The 21,257-nt window shown below is 54.1% G+C and carries 26 protein-coding genes; 15 read left to right on the top strand and 11 right to left on the bottom strand.

What is annotated here, in order from left to right; all coding sequences use genetic code 11:
- The first annotated feature begins 54 nt into the window (after positions 1–54).
- Positions 55–432, top strand: coding sequence for a RidA family protein (locus KGP16_RS12480; RefSeq protein WP_037374920.1), 378 nt, complete (start codon positions 55–57; stop codon positions 430–432).
- A gap of 11 nt (positions 433–443) precedes the next feature.
- Here the strand turns inward: KGP16_RS12480 and KGP16_RS12475 are convergent, their stop codons facing one another.
- Together KGP16_RS12475 and KGP16_RS12470 are read right to left on the bottom strand one after the other, a co-directional pair.
- Positions 444–824 carry a nuclear transport factor 2 family protein gene (locus tag KGP16_RS12475; RefSeq protein WP_021804535.1) on the bottom strand — a complete coding sequence of 127 codons (381 nt, stop codon included), beginning with the start codon at positions 822–824 and terminating at the stop codon, positions 444–446.
- 31 nt (positions 825–855) lie between these two features.
- Entirely contained in the window at positions 856–1,167 is a 312-nt protein-coding gene (locus tag KGP16_RS12470) for a hypothetical protein (RefSeq protein ID WP_059200721.1), read from the bottom strand.
- 187 nt (positions 1,168–1,354) lie between these two features.
- On the opposite strand from KGP16_RS12470, the gene KGP16_RS12465 reads away from it, so the two are divergent.
- From KGP16_RS12465 to gstA, 5 genes are all read left to right on the top strand, one after another.
- A complete protein-coding gene (locus KGP16_RS12465; protein WP_115158447.1) occupies positions 1,355–1,624 on the top strand; it encodes a hypothetical protein in 270 nt (89 codons plus the stop codon).
- Positions 1,625–1,662: 38 nt separating this feature from the next.
- Positions 1,663–2,328: an HD domain-containing protein gene (locus KGP16_RS12460; RefSeq protein ID WP_021804538.1), complete on the top strand. Its 666-nt coding sequence runs from the start codon at positions 1,663–1,665 to the stop codon at positions 2,326–2,328.
- Positions 2,329–2,399: 71 nt separating this feature from the next.
- Positions 2,400–2,663: a DUF3811 domain-containing protein gene (locus tag KGP16_RS12455; protein ID WP_021178074.1), complete on the top strand. Its 264-nt coding sequence runs from the start codon at positions 2,400–2,402 to the stop codon at positions 2,661–2,663.
- A 357-nt stretch (positions 2,664–3,020) separates the two neighbouring features.
- A complete protein-coding gene (gene dapA / locus KGP16_RS12450) occupies positions 3,021–3,902 on the top strand; it encodes a 4-hydroxy-tetrahydrodipicolinate synthase (protein ID WP_021804539.1) in 882 nt (293 codons plus the stop codon).
- A gap of 97 nt (positions 3,903–3,999) precedes the next feature.
- The gene (gene gstA / locus KGP16_RS12445) at positions 4,000–4,602 is read left to right on the top strand and encodes a glutathione transferase GstA (RefSeq protein ID WP_021178076.1); all 603 of its coding nucleotides are present in this window, start codon (positions 4,000–4,002) and stop codon (positions 4,600–4,602) included.
- Positions 4,603–4,656: 54 nt separating this feature from the next.
- Here gstA and tyrS read toward each other — a convergent pair whose 3' ends face one another.
- The 4 genes from tyrS to anmK all read right to left on the bottom strand — a co-directional run bounded on the left by tyrS (position 4,657) and on the right by anmK (position 8,283).
- On the bottom strand, positions 4,657–5,931 hold the full coding sequence (gene tyrS / locus KGP16_RS12440; RefSeq protein ID WP_024529915.1) for a tyrosine--tRNA ligase: 1,275 nt from the start codon (positions 5,929–5,931) through the stop codon (positions 4,657–4,659).
- A gap of 141 nt (positions 5,932–6,072) precedes the next feature.
- Positions 6,073–6,726, bottom strand: a complete 654-nt coding sequence (gene pdxH / locus KGP16_RS12435) for a pyridoxamine 5'-phosphate oxidase (RefSeq protein WP_021804541.1) — start codon at positions 6,724–6,726, stop codon at positions 6,073–6,075.
- 88 nt (positions 6,727–6,814) lie between these two features.
- On the bottom strand, positions 6,815–7,117 hold the full coding sequence (locus tag KGP16_RS12430) for an MliC family protein (RefSeq protein WP_021178079.1): 303 nt from the start codon (positions 7,115–7,117) through the stop codon (positions 6,815–6,817).
- Between the two features lie 44 nt (positions 7,118–7,161).
- Complete coding sequence (gene anmK / locus KGP16_RS12425) at positions 7,162–8,283, bottom strand: anhydro-N-acetylmuramic acid kinase (RefSeq protein WP_021804542.1); 1,122 nt, start codon at positions 8,281–8,283, stop codon at positions 7,162–7,164.
- Positions 8,284–8,651: 368 nt separating this feature from the next.
- Between anmK and KGP16_RS12420 the strand changes: the two genes are divergently transcribed.
- A complete protein-coding gene (locus tag KGP16_RS12420; RefSeq protein WP_021178081.1) occupies positions 8,652–9,116 on the top strand; it encodes a glycine zipper 2TM domain-containing protein in 465 nt (154 codons plus the stop codon).
- A gap of 88 nt (positions 9,117–9,204) precedes the next feature.
- Here the strand turns inward: KGP16_RS12420 and slyA are convergent, their stop codons facing one another.
- Positions 9,205–9,639: a transcriptional regulator SlyA gene (slyA, locus tag KGP16_RS12415; RefSeq protein ID WP_021178082.1), complete on the bottom strand. Its 435-nt coding sequence runs from the start codon at positions 9,637–9,639 to the stop codon at positions 9,205–9,207.
- Positions 9,640–9,818: 179 nt separating this feature from the next.
- Here slyA and KGP16_RS12410 point away from each other — a divergent pair, with 179 nt between their 5' ends.
- From KGP16_RS12410 to KGP16_RS12400, 3 genes are read left to right on the top strand one after another with little or no spacing between them, the layout of a single operon-like run.
- Positions 9,819–10,055 carry a DUF1656 domain-containing protein gene (locus KGP16_RS12410; protein ID WP_024486868.1) on the top strand — a complete coding sequence of 79 codons (237 nt, stop codon included), beginning with the start codon at positions 9,819–9,821 and terminating at the stop codon, positions 10,053–10,055.
- Between the two features lie 3 nt (positions 10,056–10,058).
- A complete protein-coding gene (locus tag KGP16_RS12405) occupies positions 10,059–10,922 on the top strand; it encodes an HlyD family secretion protein (protein ID WP_223501394.1) in 864 nt (287 codons plus the stop codon).
- A gap of 3 nt (positions 10,923–10,925) precedes the next feature.
- Positions 10,926–12,953 (top strand): FUSC family protein, encoded by a 2,028-nt coding sequence (locus KGP16_RS12400; protein WP_223501393.1) that lies wholly within the window; start codon positions 10,926–10,928, stop codon positions 12,951–12,953.
- Positions 12,954–12,967: 14 nt separating this feature from the next.
- Here the strand turns inward: KGP16_RS12400 and sodC are convergent, their stop codons facing one another.
- From sodC to KGP16_RS12380, 4 genes are all read right to left on the bottom strand, one after another.
- Entirely contained in the window at positions 12,968–13,492 is a 525-nt protein-coding gene (gene sodC / locus KGP16_RS12395; RefSeq protein ID WP_021804545.1) for a superoxide dismutase family protein, read from the bottom strand.
- 303 nt (positions 13,493–13,795) lie between these two features.
- On the bottom strand, positions 13,796–14,692 hold the full coding sequence (locus KGP16_RS12390; RefSeq protein WP_223501392.1) for an aldo/keto reductase family oxidoreductase: 897 nt from the start codon (positions 14,690–14,692) through the stop codon (positions 13,796–13,798).
- A gap of 108 nt (positions 14,693–14,800) precedes the next feature.
- Entirely contained in the window at positions 14,801–15,040 is a 240-nt protein-coding gene (locus tag KGP16_RS12385; protein WP_021804547.1) for a DUF1289 domain-containing protein, read from the bottom strand.
- A gap of 21 nt (positions 15,041–15,061) precedes the next feature.
- On the bottom strand, positions 15,062–15,991 hold the full coding sequence (locus tag KGP16_RS12380; RefSeq protein ID WP_037374794.1) for a LysR substrate-binding domain-containing protein: 930 nt from the start codon (positions 15,989–15,991) through the stop codon (positions 15,062–15,064).
- 138 nt (positions 15,992–16,129) lie between these two features.
- Between KGP16_RS12380 and KGP16_RS12375 the strand changes: the two genes are divergently transcribed.
- The 5 genes from KGP16_RS12375 to gloA all read left to right on the top strand — a co-directional run bounded on the left by KGP16_RS12375 (position 16,130) and on the right by gloA (position 21,190).
- Entirely contained in the window at positions 16,130–16,771 is a 642-nt protein-coding gene (locus tag KGP16_RS12375) for an NAD(P)-dependent oxidoreductase (protein WP_021178089.1), read from the top strand.
- A gap of 122 nt (positions 16,772–16,893) precedes the next feature.
- Entirely contained in the window at positions 16,894–18,525 is a 1,632-nt protein-coding gene (eptA, locus tag KGP16_RS12370) for a phosphoethanolamine transferase EptA (protein ID WP_021804549.1), read from the top strand.
- 161 nt (positions 18,526–18,686) lie between these two features.
- Positions 18,687–19,292 (top strand): TetR/AcrR family transcriptional regulator, encoded by a 606-nt coding sequence (locus KGP16_RS12365; RefSeq protein ID WP_021804550.1) that lies wholly within the window; start codon positions 18,687–18,689, stop codon positions 19,290–19,292.
- Between the two features lie 82 nt (positions 19,293–19,374).
- Positions 19,375–20,472, top strand: a complete 1,098-nt coding sequence (locus KGP16_RS12360; protein WP_021178092.1) for an alkene reductase — start codon at positions 19,375–19,377, stop codon at positions 20,470–20,472.
- A 310-nt stretch (positions 20,473–20,782) separates the two neighbouring features.
- On the top strand, positions 20,783–21,190 hold the full coding sequence (gene gloA / locus KGP16_RS12355; protein ID WP_021178093.1) for a lactoylglutathione lyase: 408 nt from the start codon (positions 20,783–20,785) through the stop codon (positions 21,188–21,190).
- Positions 21,191–21,257 lie beyond the last annotated feature (67 nt).

Genomic DNA, 21,257 nt, shown 5'->3' with positions numbered 1-21,257 from the left:
AACTTTCGGCTGCACGCGCTGATGAGTGCGTGCTCTTGGTCATCTCGTGGGGTCATCATGTCATTAAAACGCACCAACTATGCAAAATTACCTAAGCCGGGTGGGCCCTATGTGCACGCGGTACGCCACGCCGATACGCTGTACGTCTCTGGCCTGACCGCCTTTGCCACCGAAGCCCAGGGGCAAGCGGTACAAGACCAGGCTCGCGCCATACTGGAACAACTTGCGGCCGTGGCTGCCAGTGAGGGCACCAATCTTAAATCACTGATCAAGATCACCGTTTTTCTGACCGAAATAGCCGACTTGGCCGCCATTCGTGACGTCCTGTTCGACTATCTGGACGGTGCACTCCCTGCCAGTTCTCTGGTTGCCGTCAGCGCCCTGTTTTCGCCCGATTTGAACGTCGAGATCGAAGCCATTTTGGCACTGTAAATCAGGGGGCGCTATAACGCGCCCTCATCCAGTTCACAAGGCCCAATCTTGAACCAGGCCTTGGCGATCTTCCCTTGCTCAATCTCATAGATGGCAATAACGTCCATCTTCCCGCGTCCCTGCGGAAAATTGCGCGTGACCACCTCTTGGTCTATGACCAAATTCTCAACCACCATACGTTTGATACGCTCACCGTAAAGGCTTGGCTCTTGGAAGCGGGCAAGATGACGCTCACGAATTTCACCTTTACCACGGGCAAGCAGCGTATCCGGATGCTGATAATACAGCGCATCGTCTGCCCAACAGGCCATAAAGGCGTCGATATCACGGGCATTGTAGGCATCAAGCTGCTGTTGCACGATCTCTTCTGGGCGTACTGTTTTGCTGTTCATCGTAATCCCCTGCATAACGTTGAGTCCGAGGTTAAAGCTCGACGATTTTATCAACCTGATGGTGAAACACGTAAGGATCGGAGATCAGCGCGAAGGCTTCATCATCCGGATAAGTGACCGCAACTTGATAGGCTTCACCGGCAAAACATTTGATGGCCTCCAGCGAGGTCCAATAAGTTGCCAGAAAGAAATGCGCATAGTCTCCCTGCACCTCTTGCCTGACAAAAGCCCCACGGTTGCCCGCAATCGCTTTAGCATGCTTGACGCCTGTGACATGCAAATGATCGGCAAATCCTTGCCGATGTTGTAGCGGCACGCAGCCGTGCCAGGTTCTGACAATCATCGCCACCCACTGAATATAAAACCGGAAATAGTGAATAAATAACCTATCATGTTTTTAGCCGATTTCAATCCGTCAACGCGTGATTTTTAAACCGATGCAGAAAGTAACATGACAGCCCTTATCCGCTATGACGCTGTCGGGAATAATCTGCTAATTTAGCAACTGGACTGATTGATGATGAGTGACTATGCAGCAAAAGCCGGTTTTGCACGAAGCCAGACAGTTGAAACGCCTTAACGCCGCAACGCGGCGGCAGTCGCACATGTATAAGTGGATTGCCCTGGTGGCGGCGCTGGATGCATTGTTGGTGTTTTATTATGACCGGGATATGCGTAATGTTTCATTTTCAACCCTGGTGGCCCTGGTTTGCGGCTATCTGTGGATCCGCGATCGCAATAAAGCACGCGGCTATCGGCGTGAGTACGACGACAAATACGGCAACTCTCGCCACGAGTAATCCCTCCTCACTTCCAGCCTATTGATAAGGATCGATTTGTGCATTCTCCAACTGTCTCCCCAGAGCTGCTACAACCCTTCACTCCGTTTCAGGCATTAGCCCAAGAGCTACTACCTCTGACGCTAGAGGGCGATGATGGCTCGCATGATGTGGCCCACCTGCACCGCGTTTGGAAAAATAGCCGCCAAATCAGTCAGGATGAAGGAGGAGACCAGCAAATTCTGTGTGCCGCCGTGTTGCTGCATGACTGCGTTGCGGTAGAGAAAAACTCTCCTCAGCGCCACCTGGCCTCACGCATGGCGGCAGAAAAAGCCAGCATCGCGCTGGCAAGCCTTGGTTGGTCTGTTGGCGATATCAGCAAGACTGCTCACGCGATCGAAGCCCACAGCTTTTCTGCCGCTATTCCCCCGCAAACGCTGGAGGCCAAAATCCTGCAGGATGCCGACAGACTGGATGCGATTGGCATGATCGGCGTTGCCCGCTGTTTCTACATCGGTGGCCGCATGCGTAGCGCCTTATACGATGCCGCCGACCCGCTGGCGCAACAGCGCCAGTATGATGACAAGCGATTCACTCTGGATCACTTCGAAACCAAGCTGTTCAAACTACAGGAAGGGTTTCAGACTGAGGCAGGCCGAAGGATGGCGGCATTACGCACGCAACGCATGCGCCGCTTTCTCAGCGAACTGCTGGAAGAAGTTTGATAACTACAGAGCAATATCTTTGCCATAAATGCTGTACACTGAAAGTCAACTTCACAACACAGGTTGCCAAAATGAAGAGACTAACGCTGAAAGAGATGACAGAAAGCGAACAACGTGAAGTAAAGACCGATCTGGACAGAGCAAGCAAAAACCTCGAGCGCCAGTTAACCAACTCCGAACATAATAAAATTAAAGACGAAGCCATCGATCGCATTATGGCCGCACGTGAAAAGATTGCCAAAGCGACCCGCGCAGAACGCAAAGCCAACCGGGCACAGCCAACAGGTGCCACCTTCAGTTGGACTGCTTCCATCAGCACGCGCCCACATCGTTGATCACAGACCCCGTTTCGGCGGGGTCTCTGTTTGATAAGCCAGATTCATCTACGCCCTGCCATTATTAATATCCCTATTATCATCCGGTTATCCATTGACAGTTAACCGTGACCTGTCCACTATCGGGGGACATTCACAGGTTATGAGATCGCCATGTCCCCTTTCATCCAACAGGCCACACCGCAGCAAACCGCGTTGACCGTGGGTGAAGCTTTGGCGTTTACTTCGAAGAAACAGCCGCTCATTTGACCGGGGCGCGCTGTCCCGTCAGATGAGCTGACTGGATGGTGTGCAACGCGATACCCCTCTCTGGTTTTTTCATCTGACTCCTAGTCGGTCACGCAGCAGGAGTTTTACATGGCTTCATTTTCCGGTATTTGGGTAGCACTGGTTACCCCATTCAATCATGACGACGTTGATTTCCCGGCAGTCAAAAGGCTGGCTCAGCATCTGATCGCCAAAGGCGTCGCTGGCGTGGTGGTCTGCGGTTCGACCGGCGAAGCCGCGGCCCTGAGCAAAGAAGAACAGTTGGCGGTGCTGGATGCCGTTCTCGAAGTGGTGCCAGCCCGCCAGGTGATCATGGGCCTTTCCGGTAATAACATGGCTAGCACCTTGCAGATGCAGCAGGCCATCAACCAGCGCGATATCGCCGGTGTGCTGATCCCCGCGCCATACTATATTCGCCCTTCGCAGGCGGGCCTGGTGGAGTATTTTACCCGCCTTGCCGATGCCTCTCGCGTGCCGGTGATTTTGTATAATGTGCCTTATCGCACCGGAGCAACCTTTGAGCTGGCAACGCTGCGGCAACTCGCCCGTCACCCGCAAATCAAGGCGATCAAAGATTGTGGCGGCTGCCCTGAGGCCACCATGGCGCTGATCCACGACGGCGAGATCGACGTGCTGACCGGCGAAGACCATCTGATCCTGACCACGCTATGTCTGGGGGGCAGTGGCGCAATTTCCGCTGCGGCACACCTGCACCCGGAACGCTTTGTTGCTCTGGTGGAACAAGTCGCGCAAGGGGATCTGGCCGCCGCACGCAGCAATTTCTATACCCTGCTGCCGATGATCCAGCAGATGTTCAGCTACCCGAACCCAGGCCCGGTTAAAGCGGCACTGTCGCAGCAGGGGCTGATAAAAAACGAGCTTCGTTCCCCAATGCAAACCGCACCACAGGCGTTGCAGCAGCAAATCGCCGATTTACTGGCGCAGTTGCAACCTCTCGCCCTGGCGGAGTAATAAAATATTGTTCGCAAAACCGCTGTAATTTTTCCGGCCTAGGACTAGGATGGGAAGTTAAACCTGCCTGTCCTTCATCACCATCAAGGAGTTTTCGATGAAATTGTTCTATAAAGCTGGCGCCTGTTCCCTGTCCCCTCACATCGTATTACGTGAGGCCGGGTTGGATTTCACCGCAGAGAAAGTCGATTTAGCTCACAAGAAAACCGAAAGTGGTGCCGACTATCTGGCGATCAACCCGAAGGGGCAAGTCCCGGCGTTGGTACTTGACGATGGCAGCCTGCTGACCGAGGGCGTGGCGATTGTGCAATACCTGGCGGATCGCGTACCGGATCGTAACCTGATCCCGGCCGCTGGCACGCTTTCTCGCTATCATGCGATCGAATGGCTGAACTACGTGGCTACCGAGTTGCACAAAGGCTTCAGCCCGCTGTTTAACCCGAAGACGCCGGACGAATACAAAGCGATTGCCCGCGATAAGCTGGCTAGCCAGTTCAGCTACCTGGATTCAGTGCTGGAGAAGCAGCATTACCTGTTGGGCCAGCGTTTCAGCGTGGCGGACGCGTATCTGTTCACCGTGTTGCGTTGGGCGAAGGCGTTACAGTTTGATCTCACGAAGCACGCACACCTGACGGCTTATTTCGATCGCGTAGCGGCTCGCCCGGCAGTGGCAGCCACGTTGAGTGCCGAAGGTCTATAAAGCCTGAATAAAAGAAAGGGGCCACATTGGGCCCCTTGTCAGTATCAAAACAGATTATTTCCAGTCAACCAGGCAGTAATGCTTTTTGCCACGACGCAGCAGCGTGTAACGGCCAAACAGGCGATCGCTGTCGGTAAACAGATATTCAGGGTTGGACTGCTTCTCACCGTTGATGGTCACCGCGTTGGAACCGATCATGGTGCGAGCCTGCCCGCGAGAAGGAACCAGCTCTGCATTCACCAACGCCTGTTGCAGATCCGCATCATTCTCCAGCTTGATGGTTGGCATGCCATCCTGAGCCAACTGCGCAAAGTCCGCCTCAGTCATTTCGTGCAGAGCACCAGAGAACAGGCTCTGGGTGATACGTTTCGCCGCGGCCAACCCCTCAGCGCCATGCACCATACCGGTCACTTCTTCTGCCAGCACATACTGGGCGCGCGGTGCTTTGCCGCTGTTCTTGTCTTCTTCTTCCAGCGCATTAATCTCTTCAATGCTCAGGAAGGTGAAGAACTTCAGGAAGCGATAAACGTCCGCATCCGCGGTGTTGATCCAGAACTGGTAGAATTTGTACGGACTGGTTTTTTCCGGAGCCAGCCATACTGCGCCGCCTTCGGTTTTGCCAAACTTGGTACCGTCTGACTTGGTGATCAATGGCACCGTCAGGCCGAACACCTGTTTCTGGTGCATACGGCGAGTCAGGTCGATACCCGAGGTGATGTTGCCCCACTGGTCGGAACCACCGATCTGCAGCTCCACCTGATGGCGGTTATACAGCTCGGAGAAATCGAACCCCTGCAGCAGGTTGTAGGAAAACTCGGTGAAGGAGATCCCGGAGTCATCACGGTTCAGGCGCTGCTTGACCGCTTCCTTGTTGATCATCTGGTTTACTGAGAAGTGTTTACCGATGTCACGCAGGAAGGTCAGCACGTTCATGCCGCCAAACCAATCGTAGTTGTTGGCCGCAATGGCGCTGTTGCTGCCACAGTCGAAATCGAGGAACGGAGAAACCTGCTTGCGGATTTTCTCGACCCATTCGTTGACCGTTTCCGTGGTGTTGAGTTTGCGTTCGGCGGCTTTAAAGCTTGGGTCGCCGATCATACCGGTCGCGCCACCTACCAACGCTACCGGCGTATGGCCGGCCAGTTGGAAACGCTTCAGGCACAGCAGAGGCACCAGATGGCCCAAATGCAAGCTGTCAGCGGTCGGATCGAAGCCGCAATACAGTGCAATTGGCCCTTGCGCCAGTCGCTCTGCTAACGCTTCCTCGTCCGTCACTTGAGCCACCAGGCCCCGCTCTTGCAGTTGTTGAATCAGGTTGATGCTAGCCATCAATTTCTCCATGTATAAACGAATGCACCTTTGCCGGTACACGGCCTTCGCCCATTGGCGAAAATCACAAAATTCGGGGTAGCGCATAGAATAAAGCGCCAGCGGCATCAGTGCCAGCGCTTAAGGGGGATTTTCCGTCTATCAGGGTGCCAGTCGGTCAATTTTCCAGTCATTTCCCTCGCGTTGATACAGGAAACGGTCATGCAAGCGGTGCGCGCCCCCTTGCCAGAATTCAACGGAGTCGAATCTGACGCGGAAACCGCCCCAGAAACTGGGCAATGGCACTTCTCCTTGCTGGAACTTTTGCTTCAGTTCGAGGAACTTGCTTTCGAGGATGCCACGGGCAGAAATGCGCGTTGACTGTTGCGATACCCAAGCGCCTATCTGGCTGTCTTTGGGCCGACTGTTGAAATACTTCATCACTTCCAGCGTCGATAGCCGCTCGGCCTTGCCGAGGAAGATCACCTGGCGATCCAGCATATGCCACGGGAACAGCAGGCTGATATGCGGGTTTTGCGCCAGCTGCTGCGCTTTGCGGCTGCCCAGGTTGGTATAAAACACCAGACCCTGGTCATCGAAGTGCTTGAGCAACACGATACGTTGGAAAGGCTGTCCCTGCTCGTCCACGGTAGCGACGCACATGGCGGTAGGATCCGCCAGACGCGCCTCACAGGCCTGTTTGAGCCAGCGTTCGAACAAATCCAGGGGGTTGGCGGTCAGATCGTTACGGCGCAGCCCGCCACGGGTATATTCACGGCGCAGATCCGCCACATCAAACTCATTATTATCAGTCATCTGGATTAGCAACCAAGCGGTAAATTCGTTGTCATATTCTGCGCCTGTAGCAGCAGGATCTCAATCATTCTGCTGCTACAAGGTAGGTTTATTGAGCCAGCACGCAGTCGCTCATGATCACTTTATCATTGCGCTCGACAAAGGCGTTTGGCCCTTTCGACCAGAAGGTGTATTTACCGTCGCTGTATTTGGCACCGGACGCCGCCACCACCTGTTTCAGCTTCAGCTGTTCGCCGTCCATCAGGAAGCTGACCGTGCTCTCTTCACCATTGAGCTCCACGGTGAGCGGTGTCGTTCCGCATTGATAATGCAGCGTTTCGCTCTTTTGTGGAACCACGTAGCTGCAACCCGCCAACGCGAGAACCCCGGCAACCATCACTATTTTTTTCATCAGGTGCTCCTTAAGATATTAACCCTTTCTTTATCCTAACAGAGCTAGCGGTGGCCCAACGGCAAAACCGGATAAATCCCACCCAGCAGCGTTTCACAACTGGCACCGGTAACCGAAGGCAGATTTCCCGGCAGACCGGAAATGGTCCGGAATGCCAGCCAGGCGAAGGCCAACGCCTCCATGTCATCCCCACTGACGCCAAAGTGATCGGTGGTAGCCACCTCGGTCCCCGGCAGTAAAGCGGACATTCGCGACATCAGCAGTGGATTACGGGCACCACCACCGCAGACCAGCAGCCGCTCACAGCCCCCAGCCAGCATCACCTGCTCGCTAATGGTGGTGGCGGTCAGCTCCACTAGCGTGCTCATCACATCCACCGGTGCTAACCCCGGCAACGTCGCCAGCTGTTTTTCCAGCCAGCTGATATTGAAATATTCACGACCGGTACTTTTCGGTGCCGGTAAGGCGAAATAAGGATCGGCCAACATCTGCTGCAATAGCGGTAAGCAAACGCGCCCTTCCATCGCCCAAAGGCCATCTTTATCAAAAGGTTTCGAGCGGTGGCGCCATACCCACGCATCCAGCAGCATATTCCCCGGCCCGGTATCAAAACCGCGCACCGGTGCGCCGGGCAGTAGCAGTGACAAATTAGCGATGCCGCCAATATTCAGCACCATGCGGCGCTCGGTTGGGTGAGCTAACAAAGCCTGATGAAACGCCGGAACCAAGGGCGCCCCTTGGCCACCATAGGCCATATCACGGCGGCGAAAATCCCCCACGGTAGTGATATTAGTCAATGCCGCCACCCGGTTATTGTCCCCTAGCTGCATCGAAAAGCGTGTCTCACCCTCCGGTTCATGCCACACCGTTTGGCCATGACAGCCAATGGCGGTGATTTCATGGGCCGGAATACCGGTCTGTTTTAACAACCCCAGCACCGCTTCACCGAACAGCGTGCCCAACTGGGCATCCAACCGTCCTACGGCAGAAAGCGTCGTCTGCTGCCCTTGACACATCCCCAGAATATCTTTTTTCAGTTGGATCGGCATTGGGTGGCTATAGCTTGCCTGTTGCGCCACCATACGTTCATCGATCGCGGCAAGCACCACGTCGATCCCATCCAGACTGGTGCCGGACATAACACCAATATAGCGGCCTGACTTCATCAGCACTATCCTTTACCCTTTCCAGGTTGCAACCGTTTTCACCCTTTAAATAGACCAGAATTGTGCGATTAACGCCATGAATTATGATGTCTTTTTTACAGGCTGTGAGCGAAGTTGTTTATTTTATGTCGAGCGTTGGTTACATAATAAGCAACTCAAGGGAGGATAAAGCGTCGGTTATTTGTTTTCAGTTCTGTCACAAAGTTAAACCACCGTTTATTATTGGTTGAACAGAGAAAAGCTAAGCTGTATACAGAAGGCAACACATGGGTGATATCAAACCGATTCAACCATCATTGCTGTAATATTTATAGAACTTGGTTTGGGTCTATCTCCCAGATCTGGATTACCAACTGCAGGAGCTTTATATGATCAAGCGTCTTCTTGTTGTCGCTCTCGCCTCCGTCACACTGGCGGGCTGTGCAAACCAAACCGCGTCCGGTGATGTCTATTCCGCCTCTCAGGCCAAACAGGTACAAACCGTGACCTTTGGGACCTTGGTATCCGTACGCCCGGTGCAAATTCAGGGCGGTGAAGGCTCAAGCATGCTTGGCACTATCGGCGGCGCAGTCCTGGGTGGATTCCTGGGTAATACTATTGGTGGCGGTACTGGCCGTAGCCTGGCAACCGCAGCGGGTGCCGTAGCCGGTGGTGTGGTAGGCGATAGCGTCGGTAGCGCTGCTAGCCGTAGCAACGCCTGGGAGCTGGAAATCAAAACCGATAACAAAGAAAATATCGTGGTGGTACAGAAAGCCGGGTCAACTAAATTCAGCCCAGGTCAGCGCGTTCGTATGGCGCAAAATGGCAGTACCGTTACCGTTTCTCCACTGTAACGTCCTTGCCTGAATGCAAAACCGGAGGCCCCTGGGCCTCCGGTTTCTGTTTGTTGCTGTGACTAAGCATAATAAAAAGGCGCTGGATTTATTGTTTTTCTTGCAGTTCGATGATGTTCTGTTCCAGCTTGCTAATCAGACCAACTAAAAGTCTCACTTCTTCTGCCGAGATACCGCTGAGTATTTCGCCTCTGGTCGACGTGATCACACTATCCACTTCACGAATAATCGGCTCTGCCGCCTCGGTCAATTTGATGCGCTTGGCACGTCGATCGTTAGCGCAGGTGTGACGGGTGATCAACCCTTTTTCTTCCAGCTGATCCAAGGTACGTACCAAGGAAGGCTGCTCAATACCGATCGCTTTTGCCAATTGGATTTGCGACTGTTCAGGCGGTAATCGATTGATATTGTGCAATGTCACCCAATGCGTTTGTGTAAGCTCCAACGGCTTTAGCCGATGATCGATCAGCGCACGCCAAACACGAACTAATCGTGCTAAATCTGAACCTAACGTTGATTCCACTTCCCCCTCCTTATAGTTAGCATGCTAACATTACTCCCAAAAGTGTAGCCCATTTTGGTTAATTAACATTAAAAACACAAATGTATATAATCCAAATCGCAAAAATAGACACATTTCTCTCGGTAATTGGTTATCCTCTATGCAAACATCCTTCATATTCACTCATCGGGATTGCTAACGTGAATACGACCTGGCTCCACACTGCGTCACCACTGCCCGATCTGGTGCTGGGTGCATCGCTTTATTTCCCTCCTCTCTTTAAAGCTTTCTTACTCGGATTAGTCTTCTGGCTGCTGGTGCATCATTTGCTACGCGACTGGATGTACTCCGGTGATATCTGGCACCCTATGCTGATGGATCTGTCCATTTTCGTCATTACCGTCAGCGGTTCCCTGTGGCTCCTAGCGAGTTGGTAGCTCATGAAGCATAAGACATTAAAGTATTTTTCGACGGTTATTGTTTGCGCCATCGCGCTTTGTGCCGGCTGGTGGTTATGGAATTACTACATGCAATCCCCTTGGACACGCGACGGTAAAGTGCGGGCTGAGCTCGTCAACATTACCCCTGAAGTCTCTGGCAGATTGGAGAAGATACTGGTTCATGATAACCAGTTAGTTACTGCGGGCAGCCTGATTTTCAGCATTGACCCAGTGCCTTACCAAATTGCGTTGGACAATGCCGAGGCGGCGCTGGCCAAAGCACAGGCCGATATGGCCAAGGCCGATCACGAAGCGTCCCGTCGCCGTAGCCTGCCCCGTAACGTCATCTCCTCTGAAGATCTGGATGAGTCAAACCTGGCTGCCGCCTCCATGAAAGCCTCGTATAAGGCGGCTCAGGCCAATCTGGAACAGGCCAAATGGAACCTCAGTAAGACGCGGATCTATGCCCCAACCGACGGTTACATTACCAACTTACAGGCCCGAGTCGGCAACTACGCCACCGCAGGAACGCCGTTGGTGGCGCTGGTAGACACCCATTCGTTCTATGTGCTCGGTTATTTCGAAGAGACCAAGCTCAGGCATATCAGGGAGGGCCGCAAAGCGGATATCGTGTTGTATAACGGCAATATTCGGCTGCAAGGGGTGGTCGAAAGCATTGGCCGGGCCATTTACGACCAAAGCGCTGACAGCAGCAGTGATTTGTTGATGGATGTGAAACCCAACGTGCCTTGGGTGCGCCTGGCACAACGGGTGCCGGTACGTATCAAGCTGATCGATATTCCGGCCGACCTGACTCTGGTAGCCGGTACCACCTGCACCATTTCAATTCATCAGCAGGACTAATGTGTGAACCTGCCCTTTCTTGAATGGAAGCGTTCGCCCTGGGGTAAAGCCACCGCAGGGCAGTGGCGCTATGCGTTACGCAACACCCTGGCAATGTGCCTGGCGCTGTGGGTCGCCTTCGTTTTACAGCTGGATGAACCCTATTGGGCGCTGACCTCCGCCGCCGTCGTCAGTTTCCCGACGGTTGGCGGCGTGATCAGCAAGAGCATTGGCCGCATTTTTGGCAGCCTGCTTGGTGCCATGGCGTCACTGCTGATTGCCGGTTGTCTGAACGATCCCTGGTTGTTCACCCTGTCGATTGCCAGTTGGTTGGGGCTGTGTACCTACATTTCCAACCACTACCAGAACAATGTCTCCTACGCCTTTGCCCTGGCGGGCTATACCGCCGCTATCATCGTGTTTGGCACGGTTAATATTACCGACACCCAGCAAATTTTTGATATCACCCAGGCACGCGTCTGTGAGGTGATCACCGGTATCCTGTGCGGCGGCCTGATGATGATGATCCTGCCAAGCACCTCGGATGGCGCAACTCTGCTGGTATCGCTACGCCGCATGCACTTACGCCTGCTGGAACACGCCGCCATGCTGTGGCAACCGGAAATCAGCCTGCGGATGCGTACCTCCCACGAGGGCGTTATCGGACAGATCCTGACCATGAACCTGCTGCGTATTCAGGCCTTCTGGAGCCATTACCGGCTGCGTCGGCAAAACAATATCCTCAATTACATGCTGCACCAGCAATTGCGCATCACCAGCGTTATCTCCAGCCTGCGCCGCATGTTGTTAAACTGGCCAGACCGCCCGGAGAATCTGGCGGCGGTGTTAGAGCAGTTGTTGAATGAATTACGCGTTCCCACCACGGACAAATATCGGCTGGCGCATATTCTGGTCACCATCGCCCCTCAGGATCCGACAGATTATCGCCATCGGGCCTTCTTCCTGCGCCTGCGCCACTTTTGCTGGCTCTATCTGCGCTGTACCCGTTGGTTGCAACGGCTGGAAAGCGCTACCCAGGTCAGCGATATCGAACCACCGCGGGTTACCTCACTAGCGCGCCATACAGACAGCGTTGAGGCCGCCTACAACGGGCTACGCACCTTCTTGTGTATCCTGATCGGTTGCGCTTATTGGATCACGACCCAGTGGGACGCAGGTAGCTCTGCGCTGACGCTGATCGCCATCAGTTGCGTGCTCTATTCTTCTACCCCTTCGCCGATCAAATCCATCACCACCTTACTGAAGGCCGTTTCCCTGCTGTTTGCCTTCTGCTTTGTGATGAAGTTTGGCCTGATGATCCAGATCGACGACTTCTGGGTGTTTTGCGCCTTCCTGTTCCCGACCCTGGTCACGATGCAGATGATGAAACTGCAAAATCCCCCCTATGCCCCACTCTGGGGTCAGTTGATCGTGTTTATGGGATCGTTTCTCGCCGTGACCAACCCGCCGAGCTACGATTATCAAGGCTATATCAATGACAGTCTCGCCAAGATTGCCGGTGTGCTGTTGGCAGGGCTGGCGTTCCAAATCCTGCGGCCCAGTTCGGACAAACGTAAAAGCCGACGGATTATCCGCGCATTACGCCGTGATTTTATCGATCAGTTGAGTAAGAAACCGCAGCAAAGCGAAAGCCAGTTTGAGTCGCGTATCTATCACCGCATCAGTCAACTGAATCAAAGCCTGGATCAGGAGGCCCGCACCTGGCTATTACGTTGGGGAGTAGTGCTGCTGAACTGCAGCCACGTGGTCTGGCAACTGCGTGATTGGCAAACCCGATCAGATCCGCTGGCCGCCGTACGTGACGTCTGTATTCATTGTTTGAAGGGAGTCATGACTGAGAAAGGAGTGCAGCATGCGTCGTTGGACGCCACCTTGCAGGAGTTGCAGCGTATGAGTAACACACTTGCCCAACATCCTGAACAGGCAGCACGTGATTTGGCGGGCTTGATTTGGCGGCTGTACTGCTCACTGCAGCAGTTACAGCAGGCGATCATTCCACCGGAAGCGATAACAGCGCCCACGCCAGGCTGACGCGGGCAGCTGATTTATTTGATTACGCCACAGGCGAAGCGATCGCCACCACCACCCAGCGGTTTGGGTTGATCGGAGTGGTTATCCCCCCCGGCGTGTACCATCAGCGCCTTGCCTTCGATTTCGCTGATTTTCTTCAAGCGCGGAGCCAGCACCTGAGTGTCAGCCATGCCGTCCGCCGTGACATAGATTGCTGGCAAATCGCCTAAATGCCCGTTGGCATCATAAGGCCCGAGATGCTTGCCGGTTTTCTCAGGATCAAAGTGGCCCCCCGCAGCCAGTGCGGCTACCGCCTTGCCCTCTTTCATACCCGGCTCACAGCTGCCTTTCTCATGAACGTGAAAACCGTGCACACCGGCAGGCAAGGCTTTCAGTTGCGGGGTGAACAACAGGCCGTAAGGCGTTTCGCTAATTGTGATTTTACCAATGTCCTGACCAATTCCCTGGCCGGTCACCAGATTCATTTCGACATCAACCGTTGCCGCCTGCGCAACGCCACAGGCCATCAAACCCAATGCCGCACACCAATAACGTTTCATCACTCAATCTCCATGCGATAGTTATAGTCCTTAGGGAGTATATACCGATTAAACCTTGCTACAGGGGAAACCGTCGTTAATCAGCGCAGCCACTGAGCCGGTTATAATATTTTGTGACCTTGCTCTCGTATTCCTTGGTTTTCTGCCCCCCTGCGTCGGCAAGTGTCATTAACATAAAGATACTGGCATTCTTAATGTTTTGGGCTGCAAGCTTACTGATAATATTTAGCCAAGGGGTGCAAGTGAAGTATCGGCAAAGGACATCGGATAAGGCTGGCACGATGCCAGCCTTACCCGCTCAACTTAAGGTACGTCGTAACCCAGTGCCGCTTTACGAATGCGGAACCACTGCTGGCGGCTCAAGGTCAGCTCTTGCGCCTTCAGGGCCGAACGTACGCGCTCGATCTTGCCGGAGCCGATAATTGGCAGCGGTGCCGAAGGCAGACGCATCACCCAGGCATACACCACCTGCTCAATGGTTTCGGCACCAATCTCTTGCGCCACCGTTTGCAGTTCATCGCGTAACGGCTGGAACTCAGCATCGCTGAACAACCGCCCGCCACCCAGACAAGACCAGGCCATCGGTTTGATACGCAACTGCTGGCATTGATCCAAGGTGCCGTCGAGGATCGCAGGCTGATAGATCGGGGAAATTTCGACCTGGTTAGTCACCAGCGAGAACGGCAGACGCGACTGCAATAAGGAAAACTGTGCTGGCGTAAAGTTCGAAACGCCGAAATGGCGCACCTTGCCGCTTTTATGCAGCGCCACAAAAGCTTCTGCTACCTCATCGGCCGCCATCAACGGATCGGGGCGATGGATCAACAATAAATCCAGGTAGTCCGTATGCAGGTGCGATAATGACTGCTCTGCGCTATGCACGATATGCTCGCGATCGGTGATGTAATGCCCGATAGGGTTACCCGGCTTGGCGGTGGTCGCGATGCCGCACTTCGACACCAGCTCCATCCCCTGGCGCACCGAGGGCTGTAGCTTGATAGCCTCGCCAAAGGCCTGCTCGCAGGCATAGCCACCATAAATATCCGCGTGGTCCGCCGTGGTCACCCCCAGCTCAACGTGTTGCTTGATAAACGTCAGCAACTGCTGCGGAGACATGCCCCACTCCATCAAACGCCAGTAGCCGCAAATCATGCGTGAGAACTCTGGCCCAAGGGGTGCCAGCTTAGTACGATTCAGCATTGTTAAACCTCATGACAATAGTTAACGCCAGCATACACAAGCGTCCAAGACGTAGGAAACGCAAAAGTGGCCTTTACGTGCGGCAGATCGAGAAAATCAGCATTAAAGTTAAAACAGTGAGGGCTGCTCTGGCGGGATCTCTTCCGGCTGCTTGCCGGTACGCAGTGAGCGCAGGTAACGCTGGCGACACAGGCGCAGAACGTCCTTTTTCTGGACATCGTTCATTTGCATCCAGCCAAAGCGCTCCTCGCGGCTGCGCAGGCAACCACGACAATAGCCGCGCTCATCGGCCTGGCAAATGCCACGACACGGGCTTGGGATGTCAAAGAACTCGAGTTGCTGCGCCACACGTCCTCCTGCGTTGTCATGCTAATTGAAGACGTCATCGGGGCCATTGGCAAGTGGCTTTTCCCCATGACGGCGAAAATATTCTCGCAAATAGTGCAACGCCTGGCGCGTTTTCTCCGGTAGAACCCGCTCCAGAGTTAACGCATGCAGCCGATATGGCGCTGGCCTCCACTGCGGTAACAGGGCGATTAATTCCCCCCTGCGCAGTTCATCACCAATTTCATACAGCGGTTGACCGGAAATCCCCAGACCATTGCGGGTAAAGGCCCGGATCACGTTCATACTACCGCTGACAACCTGCCCCGCCGCCAGGCGTAGTTTGAATGTTTCGCCCGCATGGTGATGTAAATCGAGATGCAGCCCGTGACCGCTACCAGTGATCCAGCGGTGTTGCACCAGCTCCTGGGGCGTTTCCGGCACGCCATGCTGGCTAAGATAACGCGGCGCGGCGCAGAGCACCATGGGCCAGGCGGTCAGCGGGTGAGCAATCAGGTTGGTATCTGCCAGTTGCAGATTTACGCGCAGCGAGATATCTACCCGCTGCTCGATCATATCCACCACCTGGTCATCTGCCAGAATGCGCAGCGTCAGCTTTGGGTGCGCCAGCAGCAAGGGAGCCAGAGCCTCAGCCAAGGGGCCGCTACCGATCCCGACGGTGGTGGCAATACGTAGTTCGCCCACCAGCGTATCCCGCAGTTCCGCCAGCCGCTGCTCCGCGCGCTGTGCTTCCTGCAACATGGCTTCGCAACCGGGATAAAAGGCTTCCCCCGCATCGGTCAGTGCCAAGCGGCGAGTCGAGCGGTGCAATAACGGCATCCCGAGCGACTTTTCTAACGACCTCATATGCTGGCTGACCGCAGAAGGCGTCATCTCTAGCCGACGGGCCGCCGCAACAAAAGATCCCTCGGCCACCACGGTGGCAAATACCGCCATTCGATTCAGTTTATCCATGATTATGAAGTTTTACTTAATCAAGAAAGCATAAATATGGCACTAATCAGCCGCATTGTTAAGGCTTATAGTATTTCTACTGCGCCGCCACTGAGTGGTACGGCAACCCGCTAAAAAATATTTCACAGGAGAGACCTCATGAAAGTCGCCATTATTGGAGCAACCGGTTTTGTTGGCCGCCGCGTAGTGGATGAAGCTTTGGCCCGCGGCCTGCAAGTGACCGCCATCGCCCGTCAGAAAAAAGATCTGCCGGATAATGCCAATCTCACCGTCGCCCTGGGTGACGTGGCCGACGGCCCGTGGCTGGCACAACAGTTAGCTGGCCATGATGTCGTGATCAGCGCCTATAACCCAGGTTGGGCAGAAACGGACCTGTATGAGAAAACCGCTAAAGGTGCCCAACAAATCCTGGCGGCGGTAAAACAATCCGCGGTTAAACGCCTGCTGTACGTTGGCGGTGCCGGTAGCCTGGAAGTCGCTCCGGGAGTTGAGCTGGTTGATACTCCGCAGTTCCCGGAAAATATTCGTCCAGGGGCCCAGGCGGTACGAGATTTACGTAATGCATTGAAAAAAGAAACCCAGTTGGATTGGACCTACCTTTCTCCTGCCGCGTTGCTGGAACCCGGCAAGCGTACCGGTCAGTTCCGTTTGGGCACGACACAATTGTTGATGAAGGGTGACGCGCCGGCCAGTATTTCGGTAGAAGACCTCGCGGTTGCCATTATCGACGAAGTGGAAAAACCGCAGTTCATCAAGGCACAGTTTACCGCTGCCTATTAATCGTCCGCCAGCGGCTGTAATCGTTGCAGCCGCTGTCCTGCCACTCACTACGTCTAAGGTTATCTTAAGTTTCATCTGATAAATTTCGGCGCATTACCTCATGGCAGGATCCAGATTTGGCAATGCGCTTACGTCCATCATTACAATGCAACAGCTTGGGTTTTATCCTGGCTTGCGCCCTATTCTTCACGGTTTTCCAGAATCTGCTATTTATTCACCAGGCCTGGTCATATATCACCTTTGATAGCGTACATAGCGTCATTTTTGCGGCGACTATGCCAGTGGTTATTTTCTGTGCCCTGAATATTATCTTCAGCGTATTAACCATTCCGTTCCTGCGTAAACCCCTGGTTATTCTGTTACTGCTCGGCAGCGCGGCGGCCAACTATTTTATGTTCAGCTACGGCGTGGTGATTGATGGCAATATGATGCAGAACGCCTTCGAGACCAACCCTCAGGAAGCGACGGCATTGCTCACCCCTCGTATGGGGCTATGGCTGCTGTTGCTGGGCATTTTGCCTGCCGTTTTCGTGTGCTTTGTCCGCATCAATAAAACCCGCCCTTGGTGGTACATGATTGGCCTGCGCGCGGCCAATGTGATGCTTTCCGTGGTGGTGATCCTGTTGGTTGCAGCGTTATTCTATAAAGATTACGCCTCGCTGATCCGCAACAATAAAAGCGTGGTGAAAATGCTCACCCCAAGCAATTTTGTGTCTGGCACCATCAAGTACGCTCAACACCGCTATTTCCACCAAAATCTGCCGCTGGTCAAGATTGGTGAAGATGCTCATTTAGGCCCAGTCATTAGCAGCCAGACCAAGAAAACCCTGGTGATACTGGTGGTCGGTGAAACCGCGCGGGCAGAGAATTTTTCGCTAGGTGGTTACTCACGGGAGACCAATCCCCGCTTGAAGCAGGACCATGTGGTTTATTTCAAGAATGCCAGCTCCTGCGGTACCGAAACGGCTATCTCCGTGCCCTGCATGTTCTCCAACATGCCACGCGGCGACTACGACGCCACCTTGGCCGCACACCAGGAAGGCATGCTGGACGTGATGGCTCATGCCGGAGTGAACCTGCTGTGGCGCGAAAATGACGGCGGTTGTAAGGGGGCCTGCGATCGCATCCCACATATCGACATGACCAAGCTGAAGCTTTCACAGTATTGCGACGGCGATGTCTGCATGGATAACGTGCTGCTGCATAAACTGGACGATTATATCAACGGCCTGAAAGGGGACGGTGTGATCGTACTGCATCAGATGGGAAGCCACGGCCCGGCCTACTACCGCCGCAGTACGCCCGAATTACGCCAGTTCTCACCCACCTGTGACAGCAACCAGATCCAGGACTGTACCCACGAGCAACTGGTGAATACCTACGACAATTCGCTACTGTACACCGACGCCATGCTGGACAGCACCATCAAGCTGTTGCAGCAATACAGCGGCAAATTCAATACGGCGATGGTCTATCTTTCCGATCACGGCGAATCGCTCGGGGAGAATGGCATGTATCTGCACGGTACGCCTTATATGTTCGCGCCTTCTCAGCAGACCCACGTGCCTTTCCTGATGTGGATGTCGGCCGATTATGAACGCAATTTCGGCATTAACCGCCAATGCCTGCAATCCTTGGCGGATAACGACAAGGTTTCACAGGATAATCTGTTCCATACCCTGTTGGGCATGTTGAACGTGCAGACACAGCAATATCAGCCCAACCTGGATATTCTGCAGCGCTGCCGCAGCTAGACTGACGCAGCATGCTGCGCACCGGCATGAGGTCTTGTGCAGCAACTCGATAGAATGTAAGTTAGTCGACGTTTTTACCGTCAGAGCCGGGGATTTTTTTCCCGGTTTTTTTTATCTGCGACTTGACCTAGACCAATCGGTCTATTATTCTCATTTTCATTATGACAAAACAGACGAATTGCAACGGGGATACCCGAGAACATCTGCTCGCTACCGGCGAAACGCTCAGCCTACGCCTTGGTTTTACCGGCATGGGCCTCAGTGAGTTGCTCGCTACAGCTGGCGTGCCCAAAGGGTCGTTCTATCACTATTTTCGCTCGAAGGAAGCCTTCGGCGAAGCGATGTTGCAACGCTATTTTGCCCATTACGACGCTCAAATGCAGGCGCTTTTTGCCGACTCTCGCAGCGACGCGCGTAATCAGTTATTAAGTTATTATGCCCAGGCCATCAGCTTCCACTGCCGCAGTGAGTGCCATAACGCTTGCCTGGCAGTGAAACTCTCCGCAGAGGTCAGCGATCTTTCTGAACCTATGCGCCATGCGTTGGAAGCTGGCACCAGCCGCGTGATTGGTCATCTGCAAGACGCTATCGAACGTGGTATCCGTGAAGGTTCACTTGCTATCACTATGAGCCCGGCGGCCACGGCGGAAACGCTGTATTCGCTGTGGTTGGGCGCATCGTTGCGGGCTAAAATCCGCCACTCTGTCGCCCCACTGACCTGTGCGCTGGAAAGTATCGAATTGCTGTTGCGCCCAGCGCAGCCATAAACTCCCTTTTTTTACCCGAAAGACATTGTAGCGATATTGTTTATCATCACTAGTCGACTGGTCTAATACTATAGGATGCACTATGAAGATTGAAAAATTGTTCTCTCCGCTCAAAGTTGGCCACACCACCTTACCCAATCGAGTGTTCATGGCCCCGCTGACTCGTCTGCGCAGCATCGAGCCAGGTGACATCCCTACGCCGTTGATGGCGGAATATTATGCTCAGCGTGCCAGCGCTGGCCTGCTGATCACCGAGGCCACCCAGATTTCTTTCCAGGCGAAAGGTTATGCCGGAGCTCCCGGTCTGCATACCCCAGAACAAATCGCCGCGTGGAAAAAAATCACCCAGGCGGTACATGACAAACAGGGTCATATCGCTGTGCAACTTTGGCACGTAGGCCGCATCTCCCACTCAAGCTTGCAGCCGGGCCAGCAGGCTCCCGTCGCACCTTCAGCGATCAATGCCGAAACCCGCACCACGGTGCGTGATGAAACCGGTGCCTGGGTCCGTGTGCCAACCTCTACCCCACGTGCTTTGGAAACCAACGAAATCCCGGGGATCGTCAACGATTTCCGCCAGGCTGCGGCCAACTCGCGTGAAGCCGGTTTTGACTATATTGAATTGCATGCCGCGCACGGTTACCTGCTGCACCAGTTTATGTCTCCGGCGTCCAACCAACGTACTGACCAATACGGTGGCAGCATTGAAAACCGTACCCGTCTGACGCTGGAAGTGGTCGATGCGAGCATTGCTGAAATCGGAGCCGATCGCGTTGGTATCCGTATCTCACCGTTGGGCCCGTTCAATGGCCTGGACAACGGCGAAGATCAGGAAGAAGCGGCGCTGTATCTGATCGAAGAGCTGAACAAGCGCGGTATCGCCTACCTGCATATTTCCGAGCCGGATTGGGCCGGTGGCAAGCCTTACTCAACCGCGTTCCGCGATGCAGTAAGAGCGCACTTCCAAGGCGTGATTATTGGCGCGGGTGCCTATACGGCGGAGAAAGCGGAAGAGCTGATCGCCCAAGGCTTTATTGATGCCGTCGCCTTTGGCCGCAGCTATATTGCCAACCCAGATCTGGTGGAACGCTTTAAACAGCAGGCTCCACTCAACGAGCAGCGTGCCGATTTCTTCTACGGCGGCGGTGCCGAGGGTTATACCGATTATCCGACACTGTAACGCTCAGCTAAACAGGGGCGCTAAATACCGCAATACACTAAGCCTCTGACAGGTGGGGTCATACAGGTTAGCCGACCGTTGAGCGCATCGACGCGCGATACGAGCCTCCATGGAAGGATCCACGGCGTGTCGGCATTCTGTATGGCTCCCGCCTGCTGCACTATTATCCGCAGCTATTTTTGTTTGTGACAACGTAACCTACCCTATCACCAACCGCACGCGTTGAATTGCCTTATGCGACAAGGCTATACTGTCTGACGCTGTTCAAGTCACCTGCCGTCAGCCGCGGCATATCCAATCAGAGGAAATTATGCGCTTACTCCATACCATGCTCCGTGTCGGCGATCTGCAACGCTCCATCGACTTCTATACCAAGGTATTAGGCATGCGCTTACTGCGTACCAGCGAAAACACCGAGTACAAATACTCGCTGGCCTTCGTGGGTTATAGCGATGAAAGCGAAGGCTCGGTTATCGAACTGACCTATAACTGGGGCGTCGACAGCTACGACATGGGTTCCGCCTTTGGTCATCTGGCTCTGGGCGTCGATGATGTAGCCGCCACCTGCGACAACATCCGACAGGCCGGTGGCAAAGTCACACGCGAAGCCGGTCCAGTCAAGGGCGGTACCACCGTGATTGCCTTCGTCGAAGATCCAGACGGCTACAAGATCGAACTGATCGAGAACAAGCATGCAGGTCACGGCCTCGGTAACTGAGGTTTCTCCAGGGCGCGCCATGCGCCCTGCTTTCTATCTCCGCTGCACCAAGACAAGAAATTTGTCA

Source organism: Serratia sp. JSRIV006 (assembly GCF_019968685.1).
GTDB classification, from domain to species: domain Bacteria; phylum Pseudomonadota; class Gammaproteobacteria; order Enterobacterales; family Enterobacteriaceae; genus Chania; species Chania fonticola_B.
Note: the sequence above shows the minus strand (reverse complement) of the source record. Positions and strands in the feature narration are given on the sequence as shown.

Bases quoted from the DNA above. Each gene is read 5' to 3' on its own strand.
- KGP16_RS12390 (WP_223501392.1), bottom strand. From the start codon at position 14,692: ATGCTGAATCGTACTAAGCTGGCACCCCTTGGGCCAGAGTTCTCACGC.
- KGP16_RS12360 (WP_021178092.1), top strand. From the start codon at position 19,375: ATGAAGATTGAAAAATTGTTCTCTCCGCTCAAAGTTGGCCACACCACC.
- tyrS (WP_024529915.1), bottom strand. From the start codon at position 5,931: ATGGCTAGCATCAACCTGATTCAACAACTGCAAGAGCGGGGCCTGGTG.
- KGP16_RS12475 (WP_021804535.1), bottom strand. From the start codon at position 824: ATGAACAGCAAAACAGTACGCCCAGAAGAGATCGTGCAACAGCAGCTT.
- KGP16_RS12455 (WP_021178074.1), top strand. From the start codon at position 2,400: ATGAAGAGACTAACGCTGAAAGAGATGACAGAAAGCGAACAACGTGAA.
- KGP16_RS12430 (WP_021178079.1), bottom strand. From the start codon at position 7,117: ATGAAAAAAATAGTGATGGTTGCCGGGGTTCTCGCGTTGGCGGGTTGC.
- gstA (WP_021178076.1), top strand. From the start codon at position 4,000: ATGAAATTGTTCTATAAAGCTGGCGCCTGTTCCCTGTCCCCTCACATC.
- KGP16_RS12405 (WP_223501394.1), top strand. From the start codon at position 10,059: ATGAAGCATAAGACATTAAAGTATTTTTCGACGGTTATTGTTTGCGCC.
- KGP16_RS12420 (WP_021178081.1), top strand. From the start codon at position 8,652: ATGATCAAGCGTCTTCTTGTTGTCGCTCTCGCCTCCGTCACACTGGCG.
- dapA (WP_021804539.1), top strand. From the start codon at position 3,021: ATGGCTTCATTTTCCGGTATTTGGGTAGCACTGGTTACCCCATTCAAT.
- eptA (WP_021804549.1), top strand. From the start codon at position 16,894: ATGCGCTTACGTCCATCATTACAATGCAACAGCTTGGGTTTTATCCTG.
- KGP16_RS12380 (WP_037374794.1), bottom strand. From the start codon at position 15,991: ATGGATAAACTGAATCGAATGGCGGTATTTGCCACCGTGGTGGCCGAG.
- KGP16_RS12375 (WP_021178089.1), top strand. From the start codon at position 16,130: ATGAAAGTCGCCATTATTGGAGCAACCGGTTTTGTTGGCCGCCGCGTA.
- KGP16_RS12465 (WP_115158447.1), top strand. From the start codon at position 1,355: ATGCAGCAAAAGCCGGTTTTGCACGAAGCCAGACAGTTGAAACGCCTT.
- anmK (WP_021804542.1), bottom strand. From the start codon at position 8,283: ATGAAGTCAGGCCGCTATATTGGTGTTATGTCCGGCACCAGTCTGGAT.
- gloA (WP_021178093.1), top strand. From the start codon at position 20,783: ATGCGCTTACTCCATACCATGCTCCGTGTCGGCGATCTGCAACGCTCC.
- KGP16_RS12470 (WP_059200721.1), bottom strand. From the start codon at position 1,167: ATGATTGTCAGAACCTGGCACGGCTGCGTGCCGCTACAACATCGGCAA.
- pdxH (WP_021804541.1), bottom strand. From the start codon at position 6,726: ATGACTGATAATAATGAGTTTGATGTGGCGGATCTGCGCCGTGAATAT.
- sodC (WP_021804545.1), bottom strand. From the start codon at position 13,492: ATGAAACGTTATTGGTGTGCGGCATTGGGTTTGATGGCCTGTGGCGTT.
- KGP16_RS12365 (WP_021804550.1), top strand. From the start codon at position 18,687: ATGACAAAACAGACGAATTGCAACGGGGATACCCGAGAACATCTGCTC.